This window comes from Proteus sp. NMG38-2 (genome assembly GCF_020640995.1).
GTDB lineage: Bacteria > Pseudomonadota > Gammaproteobacteria > Enterobacterales > Enterobacteriaceae > Proteus.
Genome location: NZ_CP085481.1, coordinates 3,755,292 through 3,779,186, shown reverse-complemented (window position 1 = coordinate 3,779,186; position 23,895 = coordinate 3,755,292). Strand labels below are relative to the sequence as shown.

Annotated in this window: 19 protein-coding genes; 8 read left to right on the top strand and 11 right to left on the bottom strand. The window is 37.3% G+C overall.

Annotation, left to right across the window (positions count from 1 at the left end; genetic code table 11):
- Nucleotides 1-19: 19 nt before the first annotated feature.
- From deoD to LG402_RS17825, 3 genes are all read left to right on the top strand, one after another.
- Nucleotides 20-736 (top strand): purine-nucleoside phosphorylase, encoded by a 717-nt coding sequence (deoD, locus tag LG402_RS17835; RefSeq protein ID WP_036934279.1) that lies wholly within the window; start codon nt 20-22, stop codon nt 734-736.
- 252 nt (nt 737-988) lie between these two features.
- Entirely contained in the window at nt 989-1,198 is a 210-nt protein-coding gene (locus LG402_RS17830) for a hypothetical protein (protein ID WP_109410045.1), read from the top strand.
- Nucleotides 1,195-1,569 (top strand): hypothetical protein, encoded by a 375-nt coding sequence (locus LG402_RS17825; RefSeq protein WP_166540077.1) that lies wholly within the window; start codon nt 1,195-1,197, stop codon nt 1,567-1,569. Before LG402_RS17830 ends, LG402_RS17825 begins: the two co-directional genes overlap by 4 nt.
- Before the next feature lie 161 nt (nt 1,570-1,730).
- Here the strand turns inward: LG402_RS17825 and LG402_RS17820 are convergent, their stop codons facing one another.
- The gene (locus tag LG402_RS17820) at nt 1,731-2,180 is read right to left on the bottom strand and encodes a hypothetical protein (protein WP_109410044.1); all 450 of its coding nucleotides are present in this window, start codon (nt 2,178-2,180) and stop codon (nt 1,731-1,733) included.
- Between the two features lie 695 nt (nt 2,181-2,875).
- Here LG402_RS17820 and LG402_RS17815 point away from each other — a divergent pair.
- Nucleotides 2,876-4,612: a pyridoxal phosphate-dependent decarboxylase family protein gene (locus tag LG402_RS17815; protein ID WP_227336066.1), complete on the top strand. Its 1,737-nt coding sequence runs from the start codon at nt 2,876-2,878 to the stop codon at nt 4,610-4,612.
- A gap of 96 nt (nt 4,613-4,708) precedes the next feature.
- Here the strand turns inward: LG402_RS17815 and LG402_RS17810 are convergent, their stop codons facing one another.
- The 4 genes from LG402_RS17810 to LG402_RS17795 all read right to left on the bottom strand — a co-directional run bounded on the left by LG402_RS17810 (nt 4,709) and on the right by LG402_RS17795 (nt 8,849).
- Entirely contained in the window at nt 4,709-4,975 is a 267-nt protein-coding gene (locus LG402_RS17810) for a DksA/TraR family C4-type zinc finger protein (protein WP_166540075.1), read from the bottom strand.
- A gap of 160 nt (nt 4,976-5,135) precedes the next feature.
- Nucleotides 5,136-6,296 (bottom strand): MFS transporter, encoded by a 1,161-nt coding sequence (locus LG402_RS17805; RefSeq protein WP_072068996.1) that lies wholly within the window; start codon nt 6,294-6,296, stop codon nt 5,136-5,138.
- A 27-nt stretch (nt 6,297-6,323) separates the two neighbouring features.
- Entirely contained in the window at nt 6,324-7,622 is a 1,299-nt protein-coding gene (locus tag LG402_RS17800) for a hypothetical protein (protein ID WP_166540074.1), read from the bottom strand.
- A gap of 39 nt (nt 7,623-7,661) precedes the next feature.
- Nucleotides 7,662-8,849, bottom strand: coding sequence for an ROK family transcriptional regulator (locus LG402_RS17795; protein WP_227336065.1), 1,188 nt, complete (start codon nt 8,847-8,849; stop codon nt 7,662-7,664).
- Nucleotides 8,850-9,133: 284 nt separating this feature from the next.
- Between LG402_RS17795 and LG402_RS17790 the strand changes: the two genes are divergently transcribed.
- Nucleotides 9,134-9,535, top strand: a complete 402-nt coding sequence (locus tag LG402_RS17790; protein WP_166540073.1) for a hypothetical protein — start codon at nt 9,134-9,136, stop codon at nt 9,533-9,535.
- A 107-nt stretch (nt 9,536-9,642) separates the two neighbouring features.
- Here the strand turns inward: LG402_RS17790 and pyk are convergent, their stop codons facing one another.
- Nucleotides 9,643-11,094 carry a pyruvate kinase gene (gene pyk, locus LG402_RS17785; protein WP_166540072.1) on the bottom strand — a complete coding sequence of 484 codons (1,452 nt, stop codon included), beginning with the start codon at nt 11,092-11,094 and terminating at the stop codon, nt 9,643-9,645.
- A gap of 66 nt (nt 11,095-11,160) precedes the next feature.
- A complete protein-coding gene (locus LG402_RS17780) occupies nt 11,161-12,495 on the bottom strand; it encodes an MFS transporter (protein ID WP_227336064.1) in 1,335 nt (444 codons plus the stop codon).
- A gap of 312 nt (nt 12,496-12,807) precedes the next feature.
- Here LG402_RS17780 and LG402_RS17775 point away from each other — a divergent pair, with 312 nt between their 5' ends.
- From LG402_RS17775 to LG402_RS17765, 3 genes are read left to right on the top strand one after another with little or no spacing between them, the layout of a single operon-like run.
- Nucleotides 12,808-14,097, top strand: a complete 1,290-nt coding sequence (locus tag LG402_RS17775) for an ABC transporter substrate-binding protein (protein ID WP_166540070.1) — start codon at nt 12,808-12,810, stop codon at nt 14,095-14,097.
- 57 nt (nt 14,098-14,154) lie between these two features.
- The gene (locus LG402_RS17770; RefSeq protein ID WP_166540069.1) at nt 14,155-16,530 is read left to right on the top strand and encodes an ATP-binding protein; all 2,376 of its coding nucleotides are present in this window, start codon (nt 14,155-14,157) and stop codon (nt 16,528-16,530) included.
- On the top strand, nt 16,508-17,785 hold the full coding sequence (locus LG402_RS17765; RefSeq protein WP_109410035.1) for a sigma-54-dependent transcriptional regulator: 1,278 nt from the start codon (nt 16,508-16,510) through the stop codon (nt 17,783-17,785). Before LG402_RS17770 ends, LG402_RS17765 begins: the two co-directional genes overlap by 23 nt.
- A gap of 78 nt (nt 17,786-17,863) precedes the next feature.
- Here LG402_RS17765 and LG402_RS17760 read toward each other — a convergent pair whose 3' ends face one another.
- The 4 genes from LG402_RS17760 to LG402_RS17745 all read right to left on the bottom strand — a co-directional run bounded on the left by LG402_RS17760 (nt 17,864) and on the right by LG402_RS17745 (nt 23,879).
- Nucleotides 17,864-18,448: a common pilus major fimbrillin subunit EcpA gene (locus LG402_RS17760; RefSeq protein ID WP_109410034.1), complete on the bottom strand. Its 585-nt coding sequence runs from the start codon at nt 18,446-18,448 to the stop codon at nt 17,864-17,866.
- Between the two features lie 466 nt (nt 18,449-18,914).
- Nucleotides 18,915-19,601, bottom strand: coding sequence for a fimbrial protein (locus tag LG402_RS17755; RefSeq protein ID WP_208105149.1), 687 nt, complete (start codon nt 19,599-19,601; stop codon nt 18,915-18,917).
- Between the two features lie 139 nt (nt 19,602-19,740).
- Nucleotides 19,741-21,357 (bottom strand): fimbrial protein, encoded by a 1,617-nt coding sequence (locus LG402_RS17750; protein WP_227336063.1) that lies wholly within the window; start codon nt 21,355-21,357, stop codon nt 19,741-19,743.
- A gap of 11 nt (nt 21,358-21,368) precedes the next feature.
- A complete protein-coding gene (locus LG402_RS17745) occupies nt 21,369-23,879 on the bottom strand; it encodes a CS1-pili formation C-terminal domain-containing protein (RefSeq protein ID WP_227336062.1) in 2,511 nt (836 codons plus the stop codon).
- Nucleotides 23,880-23,895: the final 16 nt, after the last annotated feature.

Below are 23,895 nucleotides of genomic sequence, written 5' to 3'. Positions count from 1 at the left end.
TCAATTAAAAGGAAGAATTATGGCTACCCCTCATATTAACGCAGAAATGGGCGATTTTGCTGATGTCGTTTTAATGCCGGGCGACCCGCTTCGCGCTAAATACATCGCTGAAACTTTTTTACAAGATGTCCGTCAAGTAAACAATGTTCGTGGTATGTTAGGTTTTACAGGTACGTATAAAGGCCGTAAAGTTTCTGTAATGGGCCACGGTATGGGTATTCCTTCCTGCTCAATTTACGCAAAAGAATTAATTACTGATTTTGGCGTAAAAGTGATTATCCGTGTGGGTTCATGTGGTGCAGTATTACCAGATGTTGAATTACGTGATGTTGTTATCGGTATGGGTGCATGTACAGACTCTAAAGTTAACCGTCTGCGTTTCAAAGACCAAGATTTTGCAGCTATTGCAGATTACCAATTAGTTCAAAATGCTGTTGATGCAGCAAAAGCGAAAGACATTAAAGTTCGCGTAGGTAATATCTTCTCTGCTGATCTGTTCTATTCTCCAGATCCAGAAATGTTTGATGTGATGGAAAAATACGGCATCCTAGGTGTTGAAATGGAAGCTGCAGGTATCTACGGTGTTGCAGCGGAATACGGCGCAAAAGCACTGACTATCTGTACTGTATCTGACCACATCAAAAAAGGTACACAGACTACAGCAGAAGAGCGTCAAACTACCTTTAATGAAATGATTGAAATTGCATTAGAATCTGTTCTGTTACTAGAAGACTAATCAATACATTTCGTTGCTTAAAAATAATAAAAACCCAATTTTCGAATTGGGTTTTTTTATGTCTATTTACTCAAAAATATAAATAGAAGTTTTAAATAAAATACTTAATATCAATAGGTTAGTTGTTATTTTTTGGGCTTGCCACTATCTATTTTCTTGACTATCAATAGTGTATTTTGTAGCCTATATAACATAGGTAATGAGATTGAAGATCTCTATTCCTACATTTTTATAGCAAAGTAGGAGGGTAATATGAACTTTGATATGTGCATAGCCCAAAATTGTGCATCTTTTTTTAACCCGATAACAAAAGTATTTGTTGTGGTTGATTCATTTAATAATTATGAGTTTGATGTACGTACAGGAACTTTATCTCATACGGAATTTGTAGGTACGATTACCGCAACAAGTGATGAAGAATTGAATAAGAAACTCGCTGAGATCACGGCTGCCTATATATGATAACAGAGCAAGAAATAAATCAGTTAGTTGCAAATATTAATGAAATTCTTCAAGAAGATAGGGCTAAATTAAAAATATCATTCCATTTTGCAGTCGAACGACTTAATGATAATCGTAATAACCCACCAATTACTTTAAATGAACTTAGAACTATATTTATAAAATTTATTAAGCATCATTTACAGAAAATATTAGAAAAAGAAGAAGGTTTTTCTTTTACGATAAAATGTAAAAAATCAGGTATTGCAATACCTTGCGCTATTGAACATGAGTTTGATATTGGTTCAAAATGGGTAATACAGCAAGTCATTACTATTATGCGAAAATGGGATTTTAACGCTTATCACGGCGATGCCCTTTTTGAAATTTAGATAACTCAACGCCTTAAAATCATTATTTAATTTATTCTCTTTAATATAGCTATTAGTTATAGGGGAGCGCTTAATATATTAATTATTAGAGCGTCAATTTAAATAATAAAAACCCAATTTAAAAATTGGGTTTTTTTATGTCTAATTAATAAAGTTAAAAACTATGGAGCATAAATATACGTTTCTAAATAAGGATCCATTTTAATAGCGTAGTTTTTTAGATTATTCAGGCTAGGGGTTAACGGATCTTTGCACTCTTTTTTACTAATAATATTATTGTCTTTATAAACAATCACGCCGTTAAAGTTCCATCCTCTACCTTCACCGTCATAAACAACGTAGCTGTAATTTCCATTCTTAAATCGAATATAAGTCGATGCACCAGCAACAAACATCTGATGTCCATAAAAGACATTATTATTAGGTTGCTGAGGAACTGGTAGTGTGATCTCTGTTTTAGCAAGTGTGCCATAGCGATACACAGGGGGATTCCCATGTTCGGCAAATACACTGACATACTTACCATTTTCAAGTTGGCAGGTAAATTCTTCAGCATAGACACTTGCGGATAATAATACGAATACAGCAGCAACAGTGATATGTGCTTTCATATTGTCTTCTCCGTTAATTACCTACTTTATTACTTTAAGTATCGGCAAAAAAAGCAAAAGATGTAGAGTAAATATTCTGATTATTTAGCAGGGTGACTATCTTTTATTTTTAACCAATATTTTTGTTATTTGCAGGGTTATTATCTGTGATTATTTTCTTTTTTATATTTTCATTAGTGACTACCCTCTATTTTAACCTTAACCCATATTTTGTACCTAATAATAGTTAAAATTAGAATTAATTTGCTAATTGTTGAAAATATAGCAGTGTTTTAGTTTTATTTTATTGGTGGTAACTGAACTTAATGTAATTTTAGCTGTACTAATTGCGGAAATAACAGATTAATACAATTAATTAAATTGAGAGTCTAATGATATCATATGGTTAGCTAGTTATTATTGTATTTTGATTATATTTCAAATAGTTAATAGTATTGTTAGTGATTGTTTCTATTTATAGTCCTATTTTCATTGTGATCTCAGTCACATAAGTATATTAATGAAAAATTTGCGTCTGTAAATTTAACTTTCCGTATCAACTTAATTTGTTGATATTAATAATAAATATTATTAAACCTGTTATGTTCTATGAGATAGATGCTATCGCATAGAACACTAACTAATTTAATTAGAAAATGTATAGTATTGCTATGCAACTAAATTAAATTATTGTCGGTTTCTATTTGGAGAATATAGTGAAAAATCAAGATTTATTAGGTCTATCTTCTGCTAACATTCTAAACGTGGAATTTGAGAAGAAATACCACGACGTTATTGCTCACTTTTTCAGCCGAGATCCGAAGTATTGGCCGATATTTCAGGATAAAACAATCCAATCGATTACACAGTTTAGAAAAACCACAACTAATGATAATGACCAATTACAGCGTTATTCTAATGGGCCACAAATATTTGAACGTTTAATGGCGGATACGCAAATCCAGCAACATATTAATTACCCAGAAAACGATCCTAATGAGCTACTCATGTTAGTTTCAACTCTGTGTAAAAACTGGGAAAATCCATTAGCTGTTGAAAACGTGATTGCAATGCCAAGTGATCCGGGTGTTTATGGTTCAATCTTAGGGTTAATGGGCAACCCTAACATGGTGTATTGCGAATATTCTGGTGTTGCTGATGCATTAGAAAAAGTGACGATAAAAAAAGTCGCTAAATTGGTTGGTTACGATCCTGAAGTTGCCTCAGGTGTGTTCACTCAAGGCGGCACCATGTGTAACTTATATGGTTATCTCTTTGGATTACGCAAATCTATGCCTAATTCTAAACATTTAGGTATGGCAGCAGATCAAGATTATCGCATCATTAACTCCCAAGGTGGTCACTATTCAAACATGACTAACCTTGCACTGTTGGGGGTTGATGTTGATAACAAAACTATCCGTATTAAAGTATCTGAAGATAACACCATTAATTTAGAACACTTAGAGCGTGAGTTAAGAGCGTGCTTTACTGTTAAATGCAAAGTACCCACTATCATGTTAACCACAGGAACAACAGACACCTTTGGTGTGGATGATGTGAAAGGGGTTTGTGAGTTACGTGATCGCTTATGTGAAGAGTTCGAGATCCCTGTTAAGCCTCATGTTCACGTTGATGCCGCTGTGGGCTGGCCTATTATCTTCTTCTTAGAATATGATTTCAGCAGTAATCCACTGGCAATTAATGATGTTACCTTAGAAGGCTTACGTCAGAACGTTGAGAAATTTAAACATCTGAAATATGCCGACTCCATTACTATCGACTTCCATAAATGGGGCTATGTACCTTATACCTCAAGTTTAGTATTGGTGAAAAATGGCAATGACTTCGTGGCACTGGAAAACGATCCAGAAAACTTCACCTATTTTGAGCATGAATTAGAAGGGCAGACTCACTTACAATCTACTATTGAATGTACACGTAGTGGTGTGGGTATCTTTGGTGCTTATTCTGCAATGCACTATATGGGGATTGAAGGTTACCAAACCATTATTGCCCACTGTTTGCAAAACGCGAACTACATGCGCCATCAGTTGTTAGAGATGGGTAATGCGAAAGTGATTGTACCGCAAAACCAAGGCCCAAGTGTTGGTTTTAAACTGTATGATCCAAACCTAGTGAAAGATCCTAATGTTGCTTTTGATTTAGAGTTAACGTGCTCTACAGATAAAGAAGCATATGACTTTATGGTTCATAACACACAGTGGCATAGAAAACTTTTCTTACAACGTGGTAGAGACGGATTATTTACTAACTGGGTAGATTCTATTGCTTGCTCAAAATATGCGAAAAATAACCGTTACGTTTATCTTCCAGGTGAAAAAGCGGTATTTATGAATCCAAATACTGAACGTGCACATATTGACAATTTTATGAAGATTTTAACCGAAATGAGTCAAAATATGAGCTCAAAAAAGGCTGCGAAAATCTAATTAAATCATTGTTTGATTAAATAAAACAAACTGTACTTTAATCGAGAAAACTCGTATTAAGGTACAGTTTTTATTTTATATGATAACAATTGCAGATTATCTGAGTTGGCTATCTTTACTACCACGGCGATTATACCCACTAAAGGCATTATTCTTTTTATCAATAGCGTCTTGGCAGTTTAAACAATAACGTACACCAGGAACGGCTTTTTGCCGAGCTGGGGAGATTGGCTCGCCACATTCATCACAAAACTCTGCACTTTCACCATGTGCCATTTGGTTGCGAGCTCTTGCAATTGCATCATCAATGGTGGCATCTATTTGCTCTTGAACAGCACTATCATTAGCCCATCCACTTGCCATCATATTCTCCTATTTTAACAGTGAATATAAATACTATTATTAGGGCGATGGTGAAAAAATCAACAGAATAAAAGAGAATATAGATTGCGAAGATAGGGTGATAGAAATAAAAACCCCCTCATAGAGAGGGGGAAAATTTCAGAGGCATAATACGTCGTTGTTATTGTTTTTGTTCTCTAATAAACAGAGAAATGATAAAGAAGAGGGCGACGAATACGATAATGAGGTTAAAGCCAACAGAAACATTATAGCTTTCTGATACTTGGCCAATTAATGAACCTGCTAACGCACCACCCAATCCAGAAGCAACATAAATCAATCCCATCACTGAGCCACTTTTGCTGGTTAATTTTGTGGCAACAGCGGCGGCTGTTGGAAACAGCACTGATAATGCAAAACCAAATACCATAAACAGATAAACAATATCTTGCACAAAGATACGGCTAACAATAATGGCAATAAGCGAGAACAGTGAAAATAAAATCAATGTTTTGCGATCACCCAGTGCAAGGTTAATAAAGCCACCAATAAAGCGACCGATAGTAAATAAGAAAGCAAAACTAGAAATCACGTAAGCGGCGGTTTCTGCTTTTTGTGCGCTACTCATATTTCCAATATCCATAGAGGTATAGAAGATAGGGAAGAAGTTTAAGAAAGCGGCTTCAGCAGCAACATACAGCGTAATAAATAAGATAACTAATAATAGCGATTTTTGTGTCAGTAACTCTAAAAAGTCACTGAATTTCATATCAACTTGTGCGCTGTTTTCTATTTTTAATGTACTTAATACGAGAATAATGACCGCAACAATAACGGCAACACCTACATAAAAAGTACGCCATGAAATAGAGTGTGAAAATAGATATTGTAAAATTAGTGGAGTGACAATCATCCCTACGCCAAACATTGCATTGGAGACGTTAAACATCATGCCAGCTTTCTCTTTATAGAAAGTCGGAATAACGGTCACGATAGAGACAAGCATCGAGCCAATACCTAATCCAATAACCAGATAAAAGCCAAAAAATAGCATCACATTAAAAGCAAGGCTGGTTCCTGTTAAGCCAACAGCCATCATCAGTGAGCCAATAAACATCATGACTTTTAACCCTTTCTTATCGGTAAAATAGCCTGTTAATAAACTGGCAATTAAAAAACCGATTTGGAAAAAGGTAATTAATGAGCCAACTTGGCTCATATTTAATGAAATATCATGTTGAACTTGTTCGAGAATAAGCCCTTTTGTATTTTGAATGCCACCGAGTAAAAACATCGTGACAAACAGAAGGAAAAAGACTTTCCATTTTTGTTGTTTAGCCATAATTTTATCCTGATTTTCCGCGGTGTATTATTCTTTAATCGTGTTGTTATAGGCGTTATTGTTAGGTGTATTGTGTTCGCCAATGGCATCAAATAATTCTTGAGTTGCCCATCCATAGCAATAATAAAGTAAGTCATCACAAGCACTTTCTTCTGCTGCAATAACCGCTTCAATTAATTGAGAGGCAGGTAAATTCCACATTTGAATACCACTATAAATAAAGGTATTTGGCTGTGAAAGCTGGCGAACTTTATTATTTTGTTCTGCAACAAAGTGAATAGGAAAACCTTGCTGTTTAAAGGTTTCGTATGAAATATCATAAGGTAATTCAAATAAGCGTTTGAACGCAGTAAATGCACGCTCTTGGCTTTCGTTATCATGGGCAAAATGATTAATTAACCCTTGAACATCTGCACCTCCCCCTAATTTATGATAAGGGAAATGTTTGAGTGTTGAAGAATAACGGGTTAATTCATGATAATTTTGACCTAAGATCCAACTATAAGCTGGTGGCCATAAGTCAAGCCATAACGTAATACCACCCGCAGTTTGTTTGGCATCAGACAGTAATTTTTCAACTAATTGAGTCACACTTTGTTGGCGAAATACTTGCCACGCTTTTAACAAAGGTTCTTCTTTTAATGCACTAACAGGTGTTTCGAAATCCCCTTGTTTCAATGAATCAGCTAAAGCCGCCAGACGCTGTTTGATCTCATTAACAGGTAAACCTTGCTGTACCATTTTTTTTTCACAGTGAGGGCAAAAACAGGTAAATAATCCTGCTGGATTCACTTCTTTACCTGCCCAATCAGGGAAACGAATTCTGTCAATTAAAAAGGTGTCATAACCGTAGTTTTGTTTTAATGCTGTGAATGTCTTTTGCCACAATTGAGCGACATCAGGGGCGTTAGGACAGAGCCAATGTGCTTGCGGGCGACCTTTAAAATCCACAACCTGATTGTTTTCTACATCCCCGGTGAAATCGCCATTAAGAATATTAGCCCATGGAATGACTTTATATTTTCCGCCATCAGTAGCTTTTTTTATCGTCATTAGCGGATCGGCACCCGCTAAAATGGTTGGATCAACACGTTGGCTCAGACGAGGGAAATCAGTATGAGTGTTGATGTGTAGTGTACCTGTTCCCATAACCACATTATGAATAGGGTTATGAGGTAAATCACCAACAGGGTAAGGGTTACGTTCAAAAATGGTATTAATTTCGACAAATAAATGCTCGACATGCTTCATGCCATCAAGGCGTTGAAGTATAGCGGACATACCTTCGTCTAAAATATCATGTGGGTGAAGATGTATTCCTGCCATGAGTTGCTCCCATCTCGTTTAGGTGCTTTTTTATTAGGGTTATCTCAGTTGGATCTCGGGCATAAATTGAATTGATGGATAAACCGTAGCCAAGGCAAGAATGGCAATGCCATAAAGCGGGCCTTTTTCCCATAATTCAGACAGCTCGATATTCACTTTGGTGTTAGCAAATAAATGTCTATCTAGATTTGCCTGAACACGCGGTAAAAAGGTGTCAGCAGAGCGAGTGATCCCGCCTGTTAATACCACTTTTTCCAGATTTGCAATGGCAACTAAGTTCATAATGCCAATAGCAAGATAATCTGCCATTTCCTCAACTAAGGATTGAGCCAGAGGATCGCCTTGTTGTGAGGCTTGAATAATCTCAATTGCACTAAGATTTTCTCCTCGTAAGTTTGCCATGCGCTCACTTAAACCTGAGCCAGAGCAGAAACTTTCAAAGCATCCTTTGTTACGCCAATTGCGAAAGAGATGGTCACGCGCAAACATCATGTAGCCGATTTCACCAGCTGCATTGTTTGCACCGCGGATAACTTTTCCATCCATCAGCAAGGCGGAGCCTAATCCTGTGCCGATACCAATCAGCGCACAACTATGTGTATGACGACAACGGCCTTTCCACATTTCACCCACAAGTGCTGCACGAATATCATTTTCGAGTACAACGGGTACATTGAGTTTTTCTGTAAGCTGTTGTGCTAAAGGCAAATTATCCCATTGAGGTAAATTAGGAGAGCCCTCTAGTACAACACCATTTTTGATATCGATGATCCCTGGTGTGGCGACACCGATAACATTGATCTTTTGACGGTCTACGCCGCTTTTTTCGATCACATTTTCAATACTTTGTGCAAATTGCGTAATAAAGTGCTTACGATCGTCAGTATCAAAGGTAGGCTCTTGATATTCATACAACAATTCGGCATCTAAGTTAAAAACCGCATAGGCGATTTTGGTTCCGCCTAAATCAATGCTGACACCTAAACTGTGTTGAGGATCGAAGTTAACTAAAATACCTTTTCTGCCTTGTCCTGCTGGCGAACTGACACCACTTTCATAAACGATTTTTTCTTCAAGGAGATCGTTAATAATTTCAGACACCGTCGCTTTTGTAATCCCGCTAATTTTGGCTATCTGAGCCCGTGACAAAGGACCTTGATGACGAATGACATTTAATACAAGCGAGGCATTCATTTGCCGTAATGTATTGGGTACGTTCGGTGTCACGTTACTACTCCATTTGTTTAGAAACAAAACTAAAAGATGTTTTTTTTATATAAAATCGTCTGTGTTTGATAGTTATGCACCGTTTTATTTACTTTGTAAAGTATAAAACGACTAATTAGTTTAGAAACCATCCTAAATGAGTTTGCGATCACAAATTGATGAGTCTAATTTGTACAATGAGATCTTCTAAAAGATCTTCAATGTATATATTCGTTGCACATATTCTTAATGCAATAAACCGACTACAATGAAATAAATCTATATTGGCTAAAGAGAAAGTTAGCATGAAAAAAGGAATGTTATTAAAAGGGTTAATAGGAATGTTATTGCTATTCCCTCTGTATTCGCAGGCAGTAACATTAAGCGGTTATCTTGAGGTAAAACGATTATTAGCCTTAGATCATCCTTCTAATAAACAACTAGAATCGGTGACACAAGCGTACCTGAACGGTATTGCGAATGGATTTAATTTTTATGCAGTGTCAGTAAGATTGCATAATGAAGGTAATGATTTTAAGCCACTTTATTGTCCACCCAAAAAAGTCATACAAAATGGCGATTTTATGGTAAAGCATATTGATGCTTATCTTGATAAATATCCTATTGCTAAGCAAAAATATAAAGATACATCAATAGAGCTAGTTTATATTGCCGCATTACAAGATGCCTATCCTTGCGATGAATAAAAAAGAAAAATAGCCACAATCCTTGTGGCTAAAATGATTTTGGTGTGCTCTTTTTCTTGTTATTTACTTCAGGTTGCCTCTCTCATAAGCCCCTTGATGGAAGACACTCAAGCTGTTGCTGCTTCAACTTGTTTTACAGGAACAAGATGACAGCAATCGCTTTCACCGGTTTTTTCAAAGGTTGATAAACGGGTGATTAAGAGTGAATTCATGTCTGTTAATAATCCTTCTGCTTGCAGTTTTTGCATGATGCTTTCATCACAATCACTATTGTTATGACGTTGATAAGCAACTGGTGTTACACCGCGTAATACGGTGAGCTGACCCGCAAGTGCTGGATTATCTGTTAATGCATATACGTTGTTGTTTGGCATAAAGCGTGACAATAAGGTCACTGATTTGCCGTTTTCTGTTAATGCGGCAACGCTTAAATGTTTGTCATCATGGAAGGCGGTTGTCGCAGCAGCCAGAGCAATCCAACGACCAGTTTGTGAATAGTAAGACGGTGATTGCCATGGGTTTTCAGCATTAGCTGCAAAAGAGCGTTCGGCTCCTTCAGCAACACGCGCCATTGCACTAACCGCCTCGACTGGGTATTTTCCTGCCGCAGTTTCAGCGGAAAGCATTACAGCATCAGTGCCATCACCAACAGCATTCGCGATATCCATTACTTCGGCACGGGTTGGCATTGGGCTTTCAATCATCGATTCCATCATTTGAGTTGCAGTAATGACAGGGCAACCTAATGCGCGACAACGTGCAATTAGTTGTTTTTGTGCGCCTGGTAAGCTGGCATCACCGATTTCAACGGCGAGATCACCTCGTGCTACCATAATGACATCGGATGCTTTAATAATGTCATCCATATTTTCTTCACAAGAAACCACTTCTGCGCGCTCAACTTTAGCAACGATTTTGGCGTGACTTCCTGCTGCTATTACTAAATCACGGGCATATTCAATATCCGCACCATTACGAGGGAATGAAACGGCAATGTAATCTGCTTGAATAGCGGCTGCTGTGTGTATGTCTTGTTTGTCTTTCTCTGTTAATGCAGGTGCAGATAAACCACCACCGAGTAAGTTAATTCCTTTACGGTTAGATAATTTTCCACCAACAGTAACGACAGTCTCTATTTTATTATTATTTACGGCACTGACTTGTAATTGAATATTACCATCATCAAGTAACAGAATATTCCCTGGTGTGACTTCCTGAACAAGTTGTGGGTAATCCAATCCAACTTGTTGCTCGTCGCCTAATGTGCTGTCTAAATCAGCATTTAGAATAAAGCTATCACCTTGTTTTAATTGAACTGAATCATGTTTAAAATTGGCAATACGAATTTTTGGGCCTTGCAGGTCAGCTAAGATCCCGATGAATACACGATGTTTTTCTGCGACCTGACGGATAGTTGCGGCTGTTGTTTGATGCTGTTCGCTAGTGCCATGTGAAAAGTTTAAACGAAATACGTTAGCGCCTGCCAAAATCAGCTTTTCAATCATCTGTTCTGAGCAGCTAGCTGGGCCAAGAGTCGCAACAATTTTTGTCTTACGCATAATGACATTCTCTTTTTAAGGAGGGATGCTTTATGGCATCCCTCAGTGACAACTTAATTTATTAATTTAAATAGTAACTTTTTTCGCATTCCAGACTAGCGTTGCTAAAATCATGGAAACGATGGCAGAACCAATCCAGAAATACTGCACTGTGGTAAAGTCGTAGTGAGTGATATCGCCAACTTGAGTCACTTTAATCAGTGATGCTGAAATTAATTCTTGAGCGGATGCTGCAATATAAGCAAACAGTCCGATAAAGCCTTTTACTGCACCTACTGCGTTTTTCGGCATCAGGTCACAAGCGGTTAAACCTGCTAGGAACACAACCAGACCGCCCATTGCAAAACCAACCATACTTAGTGCAACAGCATCCATAACACGGCTTTGTGGACCCCAGAACATCAGCGCAAAACCTGCGATGTTGGCGATACCGTAAATTAGTGTTGGAATATGACGGTTAGCATTAAACAGTTTGTCAGAAGCCATACCCGCTAAGATTGCGCCGAAGAAACCCGCGATTGGGTAAGTAGACATGGCGAAACCTGCATCAATCAGTGAGTAACCTTTTGAACCTTGTAGGTAAAGGACTGCCCATGAACTGATTGCGTAGCGAGAGATATACATAGCCGCACAAGCCGCTGCGATGATCCACACTGTTGGTTGTTTTAATACGAATAACTGAGCGCGACGAGTTTCTTTAGGATCACTTGATTTAATCGCTTCTGATTCTTCGCCATACGCAGTTGCTGGATCAGGTAAGCCATAAGTACGAGGACGGTCTTTTAAAATCATCAGTAAGATGATACCCGCAGCAATACCTGCGATACCTGCACCGATAAAACCTGCACGCCAGCCGAAGAAGCTCACTATGGTTGCAGTCAAGATCCAGGTAATTGCTTCACCAATATTACGCGAGCCACCCCAGATGGAATAAACCGTACCGCGTTGCTTTGGTGAGAACCACTGGAAGATAGAGACACAAGAAGGCGCTGAACCAACAGATTGGAACCAACCGTTAATACCCCATAACAGGATAAAGAACAGGCTCGCGGTTGACATCCCCATAAAAATACAAATGAAGGATGAGGCAATTAACGAGATGGACATAAAGCGTCCAATATTGGCATAATCCGACAAGAAGCCGTTAGAGAACTTACCAAATGCGTAGGTAAAGAAGAACGCAGAACCCATTAAACCGAGTTCAGCGGTGGTTACGATACCTGCATCCAGCATAGGTTTTTTCACCACACTGAGTGCCATACGAACCACATAGAACATGGCATAACCAAGAACAAGACCAAAGAAGACCTGCCATTGGTGCTTTTTATATATTGCGCGGATCTTTTCACTTGACGCTTCTATTAGCGGCAGATCCTTTCTGGTTTTAAAGAAACTTAGCATAGAGATGACTCCGAATATTATTCATGTCTGAAGCTGATTTTGGTTTTCAGAGCTGATGCTATTCATTTAGGTCATCTTGGTGCAAAACACGGAATTTGAGTCATCGATGACACATTCGGCTGAATCGGTGAGTCAAATTTGTAACATCGCTATTAGGCGTTGGTTTAAAAATGAGTGAAGATATCGTCGTATCATTGTTGTAAATGGGTCATTAAGGACTCATTAGCCCAAAATAATAAATATTGCTAAATATCAGAAGTTTGAAGTTCGACACATTTTTATGTTTATTCAAAACAAAACCAGGGGTATGTCATGAGAATAAAAATAACACTAAGCCTCGTCTGTTTATTGTTTAGTTGGCTGTTTATCACACCAGTGCGTAGTGATGAGCAGCCACTTGTTATATTGACGACGCTTTCAGATACACCAATGCGACCACTCACAGAAGCTTTTAGTGCACGTTATCCTGATACCAAAGTGCAAGTGGTTTATCGTCGTGTCGCAATAGCAACACGTATGATGAAACAATATCCCACACAGCCTGTTGATATTGTGATGTCGTCCTCGGCTAACTTTTTTCATCATCTAGATAGAGAAGGGCTACTGGCGCGATTACCTGTTAAGTATGAAACGCCAAAATGGTTGATGCGTCACAGTGATATCTTAAACGATAAAATAACCACAGTTGGTTATTCCGGCATTGGTATTATGAGCAATACACAATACTTGCAAAAGTTGGGACTTCCTGCACCGAAAAGCTGGATTGATTTAAGTGATCCGATTTATCAAGGGCACTTAACCATGACCACACCAGCGAACTCTGGCACGATGCAATTGATGGTGGAAAATGTGCTACAAGAGTATGGCTGGGAGCGAGGATGGCAGATCTTACTAGAAACCAGTGGTAATCTTTCTTCCATTTCCGCACGTAGTTCACGTGTTAGTGATGCTATTGCCAGAGGTATTGTCGGTGCTGGGCCAATTATTGATAACTACGCTTTTAACCATCAAAAACGCTTTGATTTTGTTGAGTTTAGCTATTTTGATAAATCGATTATTTTGCCAGCTTATGTCGCCATTGTGGCGGAAAGCAGTAAAAGAGACACCGCGGCCAAATTTATTGCCTTTCTTTTATCGGATGAAGGACAAGAGATCATCTATAAGAGTGATATGGCAAAGATCCCATTAAGCAAAGAGATCTTAGGTAATAACGATGAACTTGCTAATAACACAGAATTTATTTTAAACAGTAATGAGGCTTATCGTCGTAGTGAAGTGGTGAATGCGTTATTTGATCAAATGATCACGCATAATTTTCCTTTAATGCGCCAAGTTTGGAATGATATCCATGAAGCAGAAAGACAGGAAAATAAAACCCCAGAACGCATTTCTGCGATCAGTAAAGCACGAAAAATAGCAAGTTCAGTGCTTATTAGTGAAAAAGAGGCTAATTCACCGACATTACAAGCGTTATTTATGAAGGAAGCCGATCAGCGTGAATACTCTGATCAAGCGTTAGCTGTGCTATATCAATGGCGTACATTAGAAGCTGAAAGGCTTGAACAAGCACTGGTTTTATTGAAAGAAACAAAATCACCCTAACCGCCTTGTGGTTCAGATATACAGCAGGAAGCGCTGTTTTTATGAAAGGTATTACGGATGAAATTATTAGTGCCTAAACAATTTGGCAAACTAGGTAGACGCCTGTATATGGCGTTTATCTTTAGTTCTTTACTCACCTTATTGATTGGTGTGGTTATCTTTTTTATGTGGGGAAAGCTGGCGACACAAATTAATGCGTCAGTGGGAGAGTCTCTACCGATGTTAACCACCAGCTATAATATGGAGCGTTATAGCACCAATTTACAAATGCTATTAAAAGAGCGAGAGCAGACACAGAGAAAATCAGTTTCAGAGCAACAACAGCAGGAAATTCATCAGTTATTAGATAATTTACGTGAATTCCCTATTGAACAAACACCGCAACGTGATTTTTATACTCAACTTGTCGATGAATTATCAGAGCTCATTTATCAACAAGATGTATTACTCGATAAACGACGTGAATTAGAGAATCGCCTTGCTCAATTATTGGGACAATTGGCTTGGATGCATGATGCTGTTGGTGAAGATATTAAACCGCTACTTAATGAAATTGAGTGGCATGTCAGCCAAATGCTCAATGAAAAAAATGTGCAGGAAAATAGCTTACAACTGTTATTAGAATCAACGTTATTACAAGAATTATTTACCACTGAGAATGAATTAATTGGTTTAGTTGAAGAAATTGCTCATCAACGTTATAGCCGTGATATTGATGTCGCTTTTCACTATATCAGTGTCAAAATTGATGAAATTATTTCGTTAAATCAGAAACTAAAAAGCTATCCGTCAACCATTGCTCACCGACAGGTATTACAAGAGATTATTTCTATCACTCGTTATGATGGTGATATTTATCAAACACTGATTGATGATGTAGAAAACGAAAAAAAGCTTAAAGCATTAACCCCTGAATTAAATGAAAAATTATCTCAGTTTGATAATGCCGTAAGTGGTAATGTGTTGGCGACCAGTGAAGTGTTAAATAAACTCAATGGCAATACCCGTAAACTGATGGCAACAGGGAAAATTGTTATTGTAGCGATCATTGTCGCTTCTTTATTACTCAGTATTATTGTGATGAAAATCTTAATTGATAGAAGACTTATCGCAAGATTGAATAAACTAAGTGATGACTTAGCGCATGTTGCCAAAGGTAATTTAACCGAGCCTGTATTGATTGAAGGACAAGACGAAATTGGTCTATTAAGTCGGCGACTTCGTAGATTTTGGCGTCAAATGAAAGAAGTTGAAGCTAGTAATGCGTTAAATCTTATTAATAACACTGATGCGAGTTTAATTACCTGTCACCACGATGGCAGGATGGAAACAGTTAATCCAAGTGCGGCAACGTTATTAGGAACAGGAAAAGAGCAAAGTAATAAGCCGCTTTGGTTACTATTTAGCGGTGAGGCGAGCACAATGCTTAAAGCGCAATTTAGCTCAACCAGTCAGCTTTACCGTTTAGGGCAGAGTGAATGTACTATTCGCATGGTAAAAGCAGGTGAGCCACATTTTTTACAATTTAATATTCGAGAGTATCCGCATAAAGATGAACATAAATATATTGTTACTATCACGGATATTACGCGCCAAGAGTTAAGTCGATTAGAGCTTCAAAGGCTGGTGGCATTAAAAACTCAAGATCTGCAGGATAAGAATCAGCAATTAAATGAAGAGATTGTGCGTCGTGAACAAGCACAAAAACACTTAATTCAAACGCAAGAAGAGTTGGTGCAAGCCGCTAAAATGGCGGTTGTAGGCCAAGCAATGACAAGTCTTGCGCATGAACTTAATCAGCCTCTTTCTGCAATTAATACCTATTTGTATAGCGCAAAACTGACCATGCAGATGGAAAAATACGATCAATTGCCTGATTCTATAGAGCGTATTGAAAAGCTTTGCGCGCGAATGAATCGAATCATTACAGCATTGCGTAATTTCTCTCGTAAATCATCATCTGAAATTAGTTTTGTATCAGCACCATTAAAAGAGCTGGTGGAAAGTGCGATGGTGCTGGTAGAGTCTCGTTCCAAGCGAGAGCAGTGCATCATTACGAATAATATTCCTGATGAATTAACCATTTGTGCTGACCCGACTCAAATCGAGCAAGTTTTGGTTAATCTATTTGTTAATGCGATGGACGCCATTGCGGGTATTGGTGAAAGTCAGATCACTATCGATCTCTTATCTGCTGATCCTAAAAGGAAATTAGTGGGGATCGCGGATAGTGGAAAAGGGTTCAATTCTGCTGTTTTACCAAAACTATTTACCCCGTTTACCACAACAAAAGATGTGGGGCTTGGGTTAGGGTTATCCATTTGCCGTTCTATTATGCAACGGTTTGGTTATGAAATTTATTTGGCCTCAGCGTTAAACGGTGGCGCTATGGTTGTTTTGGAGTTTACTGATGACACAATCACTCATGCCTGATATTGATGTTCTATTAATTGATGATGATGAAGATATTCTTGAATCTTATCGTCATTTACTTAACCTCGCGGGTATGGTTGCCAGAGTAACTGATTCGCCTGAAAAAGCACTTAGCCTTTTAACACCAGAGTGGCAGGGTGCTGTTGTGCTCGATATCTATATGCCAGCAATGAATGGTATGGAAGTGCTTGAACGTATTAAACACATTGATCCTCGTATCCCAGTTATTATGATCACTGGGCATGGCGATATACCGCTGGCTGTTGAGGCAGTAAAAAAAGGCGCTTATGACTTTATTGAAAAGCCAATTAATCCGCCATTATTCTTAGAGTTGGTGGCAAAAGCACATAAAGAACGACAGTCTATTCTTGCCCTTAGAAATGCGGTAATCAGCACAACTCAAGAGCGATTAGTGGGTGATAGCGCACAAATCACTGCGATTAGAGAGCAAGTACAACAAATTGCCGATATCGATAAAGACTTAATGATAGAAGGCGAGATGGGAACAGGGCGTCACCTTCTTGCTCAACTCTTACATGAGTTAAGCCCGCACAGCGATAAAGCGATCCAAACTGTGGATTGCCAGAATTTATCTGATATTAAACAGGTTATTGCTCAAATTGAAGCGGATGAAGTAGGAACGCTGATTTTGCGTTCTCCTTATGATTTATCCTCAGAAGCACAACGCTGGTTAAGTTCTTATTTGTTAGATATGGAACGCCAAGGAAAGCGCCATTTTAGAACGATTGCAATTTTAGAAAATAATACACAGCAATTGGTAACAGAAGGGCGGTTAATCCCTGAATTTTATTACTATTTTTCACAAATCACTTTTTCATTGCCTCCGCTAAGTGCGAGACGCCCTGATATTATTCCGCTATTTAGAGCGTTTTTGAGACAAAGTGCGCAGCGACTTGGTATTGCGGTACCGAAGATTGATCGTAATTATCTTGATATTTTAAAACGTTATGATTGGCCGGGTAATATTCGAGAGTTACGAAATGTGGCTGAATTGTATGCGGTAGGTATTGTGAAGATGGTGGATAGTGAACAACATAGAGCTATTATTCCACCAGAAGGCCCTTTGGACAACTTAGTTGATGAATATGAGCGCCGATTAATTGAGGATGCATTATATTTATTTGCAGGTCGTGTTAGTGATGTGGCGGATTATTTAGGTATTCCTCGTAAGAAGCTGTATTTACGGATGAAAAAGCACGATCTTGATAAAGATAGCTATAAACCGAAGGTTTGATTTAGATCCTATGGAATAACAAAGAAGCGCCATACCGGCGCTCTTTCGCATTTTTTCTTTTAAGATACATCGATTGAATTATCTTGCAGCGAGAGTTACAAAATCGCCTGACCACTTACTGGTAAATTCAATACGCAAAGCGCCTTCCCATAAACCTTCTGGTAATGATGCAACAGTTTGAGAACCATTGATAACATTAAATAAAAAAGCACTTTGAAGACTTTTTAACTCGCTTTTCTCTGATTCTTTATTCTCAGCCACCAGCCCATGATGAATACCTTTTTGATTATCGAGAATAACGGTTTCTTGATTATTTGATAATGTTTTACCGTTCCAGTCTGCTTTCACTGTTAATACAGAATTATCAGTCGCATTTTTAAGTTCATTACTAATAATTTTCGAAGTTAATTTAAAGTCTGTTGCCCCTTCGGCATCTTTAACAGTGATATCAAAAGTCCCATTTTGTGTATTAAAGCGGTTATTTTCTGTTACTTCAAAATGTAGGGCATTTAAAGGGGTAACACCTAATTCACTTTGTGGTTTTTTTACTGCTGTAGCATGCCAATTTGCAACAGTTTGTATAGAAGCACTGTTGTTTGCGTAAGTTGCAGTTGTGGTAAATGCTGTCAGTAATAGGCTTAGTAAGACGTGGTATTTTTTCATGGTTTATTCCTAAAAAATTATCGACGTTAATAGCAATATCGGCTAAAAAGTTTTTTTCATGAATTTATAAATAAAATTATGAGCATCCAAAAAAGATGAATCATTAGATAAATTATCGAATAAATTTGAAAAATAGTTTATTAAAAACGTCATAAAAAAATAGGAATAAAATGTAATAAAAATAACTTTATCGTTAATAATGTAAAATAATTAATTATCAATAACTTATATTGTTATTGTTATCTTTTTATGATTATTACTCAAAAGTTAAAAATGATAAATATGACAAAATATAAATTAATTTAATTAATTATGTATTTGCAAAAATTATATATTTAACAAAGTTACATTTTCTTTCAAATGAGAGGAAATAACAGGAAAGGTTATGAAATAGGTAGGATCACTTATTTTATAATAAAAAAGGTAGCTTATTAGGCTACCTTTATTTTTTTAATCAGCATTTATGTTAGTTTGTAGTGCAATTATTCTCTAATCCAATATAACGGTCAAAGGCAATAATAAACTGTTTATGCTCTTTCTTTAGCCAAGGATGTTGGTAACTTTCACCGGGTAACAGTTGTAATATTTTGGCATTTTCTTCGTCAGAATCGCATTTGTCATTTAACAGTAAACGGAAATAAGTATTGCCTGTGTTTCTGATGGTGCCAGCAACATTATTATGATCATAAGTGAATTTCATTTCACGAGGACGAATAACCATCACGGTGTTTAATCCAACAGTCGGAACGACTAAAGGCTGTTTACTGTTTTCTTGATAAGGTACTAAGTTAACAGGAGTTTCTTCAATAATAATTCGGTAATAACGCTCTTTATCGTCTTTGGCACCTTTATAAAATAATTTAAAAAACTCATGTTCATTAGGTAATAATACTTTTTGCAACGGTGTGTAAAGTATTTCACCATCATCGATAGGGAGTTGTTTTTCATCTTTTTCTTTGCCTCCCGGTTTTTCGATTTTATAGACATGAATTTTATAAAGATTCGTTCTGTCTGTATTATTAAGATAAGTGCGAGAGAAAAAGGTTTTATCAGATTCAAGAGTAAAAACTTCAGAACCTACATAAAGAGCATGGGTTGAAAATGTTAGTGCTGAGAGCACTAATATACTGATAAATTTTAATATTTTTTTCATTCTATCTCTTTAATTCGCTTTTTAATAATCAGTAATAAACCACACTATAATACTGTTAATCCAGATTACATTATGTAGGTTCAAAAGCAAAACGGGTATAAACACTAAATTTATACCCGTTGATTAGCCAACTTGACTGTTAGTAAATATCTGTGCCAGACCATTCAGCAAATACATTGACATAACCGCTGGCTTCTACCACGCCAATCCAGTCTTCCCCTTCCATTGAGAAAAGAGATGTTCCTTCATTCATCGGAAAGGTTAATTGCAAATCGGTACGATAGAAATAACCCTCTAATTGATAAGGATAAGGCCATGTGGTTTGTGTCCATAAGGCTTCTTTTATGGAGATAGGTACATTATCGCAAGCTGTGCGGGTTTTAACTTTTGAACCACTTTCATCGGTATAAGTCAGATAAGCTGAAAAGGGTACATTAATTTTTTTATCTTTAGAGCTAAATAAGCAGTAAGGCTGACCTTTTAATGTAATTTGAGGGCCTTCAACTGCGGCTGTAATTTTATTTGCTTGGCGAAATGCACTGGTGGTAACGATATAGTCAAAGGTTAGCGGTGGCTCTTTATCGCCCACTTTTCCTTCACGATAAGGATTATTTATCATCTCTTTAGAAACAATGCTAACACCATAATCACGAGGTTTTATAATTAAGGTATTGGAAGGCGTAAATTCATAATAGCCAGATTGAGATAATTTTGTATTATCAACGAAGAAAGTAAATAGCTCTTGGCTTTTTGCTAAATCAATTTTTTTTGTGATAACTTCTTTTAAGAAAGCTTGTCCCATAAAAAGGTAAATATCACCGTCACCATTATAAACAATTTTATCTATATCTATTATTGAAGTTCCACCTGAATTCCATACGTTCTTACCATCACCAATATAGAGTGAACTTTTTGATTTAAGCCCATCTATTAAAGGATTAAGTTTTAGAGCAATATCCATATTATTTCCTGTAAGACTACCTTCGAAATTGTAAGCGACAAGAGCGCACATTATACCTTGCTCTTTTTTAACAACGGCACTCTCACAAAGCTTAGAACCTAATCCTAATACCGCATTACCATTACTATCAACAAAAATCTCTTGTAAAGCATTGGTGGATTTTAAGGTTAAATGACCCGTTTTAGTTAAAGAGATCATGTCATTTTTTATATGATAATTCCCACCAACAGATTCACAACTCTGAGTATTAACGTCATAATCAATTTTAGTTGAACATGCGTTATAATTTAATGTTGTTGTATTTCCAACAGGAAGCTTTCTAAAAAATTGATATGCCGACATAGAAAGTACGCCACGTGCATAAAGTGCCTGTCCATCATTTGTATATAAATAAGATTTATAACTGCCATCACTTTTAATTCGTTCGGCATGAAGAGTAAAGTCATTAGGACAACCACTACTTTGCATACAGCGACTACCAATAAAAGGGGAGTCAATAGGGGAATCTTTTAGCCAAATATCCATATATTCCCCCTTTTTAGCAAATGAACTATCAGATTTTTCTGATGGTCCTAAATAACCTAAACTCTTTTGCCCAACAGGATATTTAGTTAATATATTAGCACCAGAAAAACGAGGCTTAGATCTTGTTGGTGGTGCTATAAAATATTCATTATCGATATTATTTTCGATAAAAATATAATCAGTTTCACCTGCATAACTTGGCATTGAAAATAAATTTATTGCGACTGTAGTTAAAAGGCCAAGTGTTAAAAAAGAAGGCTTTATCATCATTATTATTCCTTTTAATTTCGAATCGCCAATGTAGTCTGCGGATCACAAATCACATCACCTACCCATAACACACCACGTGCAGATGAAAGATCTAATTCAGCTTCACAAATTTGTTTATCATCTTGTTGTAATGAAATGACTGGGTAGCGTTTATCAACATCCATTGCAAATTGGCCTTGGTGGTCGGTTTGAGTGCGACCGATATGGTTACGAACTTGCGCACTGGCTAACAGTGTGCCATCAGGCGATTTCATTCGACCAAATACGGTAACCATTTGTTTTAATTCAGGTTGATGTACTGCAACGTTACCCGGATAAAGCACTACGTTTTTCACTCGACCTGAGGCGATATCAAAGCTATCTTCACTGTTTTTATCATTGAGTAATTCGACCTTATATTCCGCGTAAGGAGAAAGCGGAATAAAGTTATTGCTACCGGATAAAACAAAGCGTTGGCCATTGACGTTGGCGGCAATTTGCCCTTCACCATCAATGCCTGTTTTAACAATTACCCCTGATGTTTCTTGTTTACCACTGGCAGAGAAATTCATATCACTATATGCCAATGAACCTCTAGCGGTTAACGTAGTATTTAAACGATCATTATTAGGGCGACTCATGGTTAGCGTACCAGTACTGTATTTGGTATCAAAAGAGCCGTAACCACTGACAGAGAAATCACTGTCAGTACCGTCTTTATCGTGTAATAAGGTTGATACCGATAAACCTGCGTTACGAATAGCCGAATCTTCAAAGCTTTTCGATGCAGATAACTCGCCACGCACATTACCATTACTAGAAGAAACGCCGGCACTAAGCCATGTTGCGAGTGGTAGTGAGAAATCCAGTGTGATGTATTTTTCGTTAGTGCTACTTTGGTTATCGTAGTGATAACGTTGAACACCGGTACGCAAACTCATGCTACCGTAACGTCCGTTATAGAGTGTGGTGGAATATTCAAAGTTATTCGATTTGTTTTTATCGCGTAAATCTTTGGTATAGGAATAGGTAAATGATCCGGCATATTCCCAAAATTGAGTCAAATTGAGGGTAGTACCAAAAGAGTAATTATCAGAGTCATACATCGGGAAATCATCTTTGATATTCCCTTTCTCTTTATTTACCCAAAGTGAGCCAAAACCCTTGGGCAATGAATAAGATGCGGTAATTATATTGCGATCACTACCATCGTTAGCAAAAAGTGATTGCCAACTAGTTGATATATTTTCACTTAATTGTAAATTAGCATTGGTTTCAAGTACGGTTAAATCATCAAATGCATAGGTTGATGCTTGTAAATTTAACCCTGAAAAAACGCCTAAAGTAACAGTCCCTGCGCCCCCAACAAGCCATGTATTATCTGAGTTCGATGTTCTATATTCATTATCTCTATTTTTAATACGCTTTTTATAATCGACATAGCCTGAGAATATTTCCCAACGAAACTCATTTAATGTTGCGCCTCGCATATTGAAGGTTTTATTCACTGTTTGAGCTTGTTTGGAGTGAACCTTACCGTCAATAACGACTTCGACTTCGACTTGATAAATACCAAAAGGGAGTGGCGCGGTATCAACTTCAAAGCTTCCCATTGGGAAGTTTTGAATACTTAATAATTTACCATCACGATAAACACGCACTTCACCAGCACTGGGTAAAAAGACGGTGATAGGTGTTAAAGAGAGCTGTGAATGATTGACCTTGGATGAGGAATTGTTGCCGTAGGTAATACCGTAAACTTTACTGCTATTGAGCGCCGACATAGAGGCGATAGATTGTAAGTTCCAAGTATTTAATAGACCAAAAGCAAAACGGCGACCATTAAAATCACGCTCAAACATAGCACGATAAAAATCAAAAGATTGCTCTGCGGTGCCTAGGCCATAAGCCGTGGCACTAAGATTCAAATGGTTTTCAGCAAAACTCCAGATACTATCAATTGAAAAATAACTATTGGTGTTATCTTTTTGCTGTTTAATTTGATTGTTATAGACGCCTAAATCATAGGTAGTTACTGCTGATATATTTCTTACTGTTGATTCGCCAAGCATTTCAGTGCGTGCTTTGACTTGTGTTGCAAGACCCGCTTCGCTGACATCCAATGTCATAATGAATGAGTTTAAATCAAACACAAGAGTGGCATCAGGTGAGAGTGTTATTTTCCCTTGTTGTCCAATTTGTGCATCTTTCAGTGATACAAGTGAGCTAATAATTTTTTCATTAATAGAAGCAACTTGAGAATCGTCACTCTCATAAGTTGGTGTGATGGAACTTATGGTAAGCTGATTGTCTTTAAGTACCACAAGTGCATCTGCAATTTTATTACGACTTTGTTCGTTTAATACAGATTGATTAGAACGGTCATAACGTAAATAGACAGGGATCGTCATTCCTTCTTCTAATGCAGTGGCAAAGACGCTAGGAATAATATAATTACCAATCTTTAAACTGGTTGGTTGGCTATATGTATTCTCGGACAATAGGAACATAGCAATGCCTAGTGCCACTACAGATTTACGCACAAGGAGTCCTTATTAA

Coding starts and splice junctions, on each gene's coding strand:
- deoD (WP_036934279.1), top strand. CDS start 20: ATGGCTACCCCTCATATTAACGCAGAAATGGGCGATTTTGCTGATGTC.
- LG402_RS17830 (WP_109410045.1), top strand. CDS start 989: ATGAACTTTGATATGTGCATAGCCCAAAATTGTGCATCTTTTTTTAAC.
- LG402_RS17825 (WP_166540077.1), top strand. CDS start 1,195: ATGATAACAGAGCAAGAAATAAATCAGTTAGTTGCAAATATTAATGAA.
- LG402_RS17820 (WP_109410044.1), bottom strand. CDS start 2,180: ATGAAAGCACATATCACTGTTGCTGCTGTATTCGTATTATTATCCGCA.
- LG402_RS17810 (WP_166540075.1), bottom strand. CDS start 4,975: ATGGCAAGTGGATGGGCTAATGATAGTGCTGTTCAAGAGCAAATAGAT.
- LG402_RS17805 (WP_072068996.1), bottom strand. CDS start 6,296: ATGGCTAAACAACAAAAATGGAAAGTCTTTTTCCTTCTGTTTGTCACG.
- LG402_RS17800 (WP_166540074.1), bottom strand. CDS start 7,622: ATGGCAGGAATACATCTTCACCCACATGATATTTTAGACGAAGGTATG.
- LG402_RS17790 (WP_166540073.1), top strand. CDS start 9,134: ATGAAAAAAGGAATGTTATTAAAAGGGTTAATAGGAATGTTATTGCTA.
- pyk (WP_166540072.1), bottom strand. CDS start 11,094: ATGCGTAAGACAAAAATTGTTGCGACTCTTGGCCCAGCTAGCTGCTCA.
- LG402_RS17780 (WP_227336064.1), bottom strand. CDS start 12,495: ATGCTAAGTTTCTTTAAAACCAGAAAGGATCTGCCGCTAATAGAAGCG.
- LG402_RS17775 (WP_166540070.1), top strand. CDS start 12,808: ATGAGAATAAAAATAACACTAAGCCTCGTCTGTTTATTGTTTAGTTGG.
- LG402_RS17770 (WP_166540069.1), top strand. CDS start 14,155: ATGAAATTATTAGTGCCTAAACAATTTGGCAAACTAGGTAGACGCCTG.
- LG402_RS17765 (WP_109410035.1), top strand. CDS start 16,508: ATGACACAATCACTCATGCCTGATATTGATGTTCTATTAATTGATGAT.
- LG402_RS17760 (WP_109410034.1), bottom strand. CDS start 18,448: ATGAAAAAATACCACGTCTTACTAAGCCTATTACTGACAGCATTTACC.
- LG402_RS17755 (WP_208105149.1), bottom strand. CDS start 19,601: ATGAAAAAAATATTAAAATTTATCAGTATATTAGTGCTCTCAGCACTA.
- LG402_RS17750 (WP_227336063.1), bottom strand. CDS start 21,357: ATGATGATAAAGCCTTCTTTTTTAACACTTGGCCTTTTAACTACAGTC.